Origin of the sequence: Paraburkholderia sp., assembly GCF_026225065.1 — a bacterium.
In the GTDB taxonomy this organism is placed as follows: Bacteria; Pseudomonadota; Gammaproteobacteria; order Burkholderiales; family Burkholderiaceae; genus Paraburkholderia.
The window spans coordinates 1-3,364 of the sequence record NZ_JAMFSB010000380.1; the positions used below are offsets into that span (position 1 = coordinate 1).

Annotated in this window: 4 protein-coding genes and 1 pseudogene; 2 read left to right on the plus strand and 3 right to left on the minus strand. The window is 61.9% G+C overall.

Translation table 11 applies throughout. From position 1 onward, the window contains the following. Positions 1–188: 188 nt before the first annotated feature. A complete protein-coding gene (locus M0954_RS26630; protein WP_297356451.1) occupies positions 189–1,004 on the plus strand; it encodes a creatininase family protein in 816 nt (271 codons plus the stop codon). Positions 1,005–1,165: 161 nt separating this feature from the next. Next, entirely contained in the window at positions 1,166–2,272 is a 1,107-nt protein-coding gene (locus M0954_RS26635) for a YncE family protein (RefSeq protein ID WP_297356455.1), read from the plus strand. A 55-nt stretch (positions 2,273–2,327) separates the two neighbouring features. Here M0954_RS26635 and M0954_RS26640 read toward each other — a convergent pair whose 3' ends face one another. From M0954_RS26640 to M0954_RS26650, 3 genes and pseudogenes are all read right to left on the minus strand, one after another. Beyond that, complete coding sequence (locus tag M0954_RS26640; protein WP_122154776.1) at positions 2,328–2,621, minus strand: hypothetical protein; 294 nt, start codon at positions 2,619–2,621, stop codon at positions 2,328–2,330. A 79-nt stretch (positions 2,622–2,700) separates the two neighbouring features. Next, complete coding sequence (locus M0954_RS26645; RefSeq protein ID WP_297356453.1) at positions 2,701–3,168, minus strand: hotdog family protein; 468 nt, start codon at positions 3,166–3,168, stop codon at positions 2,701–2,703. Next, positions 3,165–3,364, minus strand: a pseudogene (locus M0954_RS26650) (3-oxoacyl-ACP synthase); the annotation flags it as partial. The pseudogene M0954_RS26650 and the gene M0954_RS26645, both read right to left, overlap by 4 nt.

Genomic DNA, 3,364 nt, shown 5'->3' on the forward strand with positions numbered 1-3,364 from the left:
CCCAATTTAACCTTAAATGAAAGAATAAAGAAAGCTAAAAGAAAGGTTGTATGCGCGAAACACCCCAGGGATAACCCGCAACACAGGCCCTGTTTTGCGGACTGCCGCGTCCGGTAAATGCCTCTCGGCGAGCACGAGCGACGGATATACTCGAAGGCGTCGTCAATCTCCCGGGATAGGGCCGCCTCATGCGCTTCTCACCGCAGCGAACGCTCGCCACGATCGTGTTGCTGATCGCCACCCAGACAGCTCTCGCGCAAGCGCCGAAAACCGTGTTCCTCGAAAACCTCACCTGGACAGAGGTGCGTGACGAGGTGGCGGCAGGCAAGACCACCATCATCATTCCCATCGGCGGCACCGAGCAAAGCGGACCCGACGTCGCGCTCGGCAAGCACAATGCGCGGGTCGCGGTGCTGTCGCAACGTATTGCTCAGGGGCTCGGCAATGCGCTCGTCGCGCCGATCGTGGCTTATGTACCGGAGGGCGGTTATGCGCCGCCCACGTCGCACATGCGCTTTCCGGGCACCATCACGATTCCGGACGACGTCTTCGAAAAGATGCTCGAATCCGCCGCCAACAGCTTCGCTGTGCATGGCTTTAAAAACATCGTGTTTCTCGGCGACCACGGCGGCTATCAGAACGATCTCAAGCACGTCGTCGCGCAGTTGAACAAGTCGTGGGCCGGCACTTCGACGCGTGCTTTCGTGCCGCCGGAGTACTACGGCACGAGTTCGGACGGCTTCAACGCGATTCTGCGCGAGCATGGCTTTCATGACGACGAGATCGGCACGCATGCGGGACTCGCAGACGTTTCGCTGCTGCTCGCGGTGGCGCCGCAAATGGTCCGACTCGACAAGCTGCGCAGCGGTCCGAAGCCAGGGGCCGCCGACGGCGTGTACGGCGGCGATCCACGCCGCGCGAGCGCCGAACTCGGTCAGCAAGGCATCGACGCGATCGTGTCGCGCACTGTGGAAGCAATCAGGAAAGATACGGCGGGGCACTGAGGTGTGCGCGTTGTGCATGGGGTTGTCGGCCGCGTTGTCCTCGTTGTCCTCTCGTTGCCCTTATATGCCGCTCGTTCATGGAGTTCATCGCTATGGCTTACCGTTCCGGTCGCTGGATGCAGCTCGTGTCGTTGGTTGGGGCAGTCCTGTCGGGTCTATGGATGACTAGCCTTGCCGCAGAGGCAGCGCCCGCCGTCACGACCGTGGCGGGCATGCCGCCGGTGGTCAACGCGGCCAACCTGTACAGCGAAGCGGGCGGGAATCACATGAGCGCAGCCGTGGCAGGCGCGCTGCCACGCATCTACGTGCCGAACCTGCGCTCGAACGATGTCTACGTGATAGATCCGGCCACCTTCAAGGTGGTGGACAAATTTGCAGTTGGACGCAGTCCGCAGCACGTGGTGCCCTCATGGGATCTGCAGACGCTGTGGGTCGCGAACAATGCCGAAGGCCGGCTGGATGGCAGCCTGACTCCGATCGATCCGAAAACGGGCAAGCCGGGCAAGGAGATCATGGTCGACGATCCCTACAACATGTACTTCACGCCGGATGGCAAGGAAGCGATCGTAGTGGCCGAGGCGCGCGCCCGGCTCGACTTCCGCGACGCCCACACGATGGCGCTCAAGTCCAGCCTCGAAGTGCCTGAGTGCAAGGGCATCAATCACGCGGATTTTTCGATCGACGGAAAATACGCGCTCTTCACCTGTGAATTCGGCGGCAAGCTGGCGAAAATCGATATGGTGAACCGCAAGGTGCTGGGCTATCTGCAGCTCGACGCTAAGGGCATGCCGCAGGACATCCGTATCTCGCCGGACGGCAAGGTGTTCTACGTGGCGGACATGATGGCCGATGGTGTGTTCGTGGTCGATGGCGATAGTTTCGCCAAGGTCGACTTTATTCATACCGGCATCGGCACGCATGGGCTGTATCCGAGCCGCGACGGCACGAAGCTGTACATCTCGAACCGCGGCTCGAATCGTGTGCATGGGCCCAAACATGGGCCGGGCAGTATTTCGGTGCTCGACTTTGCGACGCGCAAGGTACTCGCCACATGGCCGATTCCCGGCGGCGGCAGTCCCGACATGGGTAATGTCAGCGCGGACGGCAAGACGCTATGGTTGTCTGGCCGCTTCGACGACGTGGTGTACGCGATCGACACCACCTCGGGCGCCATGCATCTGATTCCGGTCGGCATGGAACCGCATGGCTTGACGGTGTGGCCGCAGCCGGGACGCTATTCGCTAGGACACACGGGAAACATGCGCTGATGCGGGGGAGGGCAAGGGCGACGAGAGCGCCGGTGCCCAAGCCGATGCGAACCGGTCAGGAGGTCTTCTCTTTTACCCAGCTCTTGGTCTTGTGATACCCGCGGCTAGTCGTGTTCCCAACCGCGTGCCCGGCGGTCTTCGCGCCATGCGCCACCGCATGGCCTGTCGCCTTCGCACCGTGCGCAACCGCATGACCGGCATCGCGAAACGCGTGTCCGGTTTCCTTTCCGGCGGTCTTCACATCGCTCTTGAATTGATGCGCGGCATCGGAGACGTCCGCATGGGCCATCGGAGCGAGCGAGGCAAACGTCACTGCTATAAGCGCGGACAACGCGCTGAGCTTCTTCATCACACAGGTCCTGAAGTAGCGCCGGGCTCAACGTGAGCCCGGCCGTTGAAAGACAAATCAAAGGTGAATCAAGGAAACCCTAAAGGGCACTGCTCGCATCGAGCATGACGGCGGCGCGGCCTGTCAGCAGCAGGAGCTCATCACAGCGCAATGCGAAGTGGTACAGAATATTATTATCGTTGCCGCTCAAGCGTTCAGCTTCGATGCTCAACGGTCCATCCAGTGTATCGAGGCGCGCCACCTGCGCGTCGACTTCCCGCACGCTGGCCAGAAAACCCGCCCGTGGACGTTGCAGCCCGGAGGCGCCCAGCAGCGCACCGTGAACGGCCATCGCCTGGGCAGCGTACTCGATGCCGCACACGGCCGCGAGGCGTCCGTGTGCCCGCAGCGGATTATGCACGTCAAGATGACTCGTGGCCATACAGCGGATATGCTCGGCGTCCCACTCTGCGACGTGGTCGAGCAGGCACATCGCGCCGCTATGCGGGATCTTCGTGGCAATCCACGCGTGGTCGAGCGGCGGTGAAAGCGGCAGGGTTGAAGTCATGGCGCTGCCTCCTTGCTGGAACTGTTCGACACGGTGATGTCGAGTTGAAGCTGCACGTCCTGCAGATAATCGAGCACCACGCTCGCCGGACGCTGTTTCGCCAATACTTCGAGCAGGGGCAGGGCGCGGGCGGCGGGGTTGCTGCGACGCATCTGTTCTAACTCTTGCACGGCAAGCACCGTAGCGGGCGTGTCGG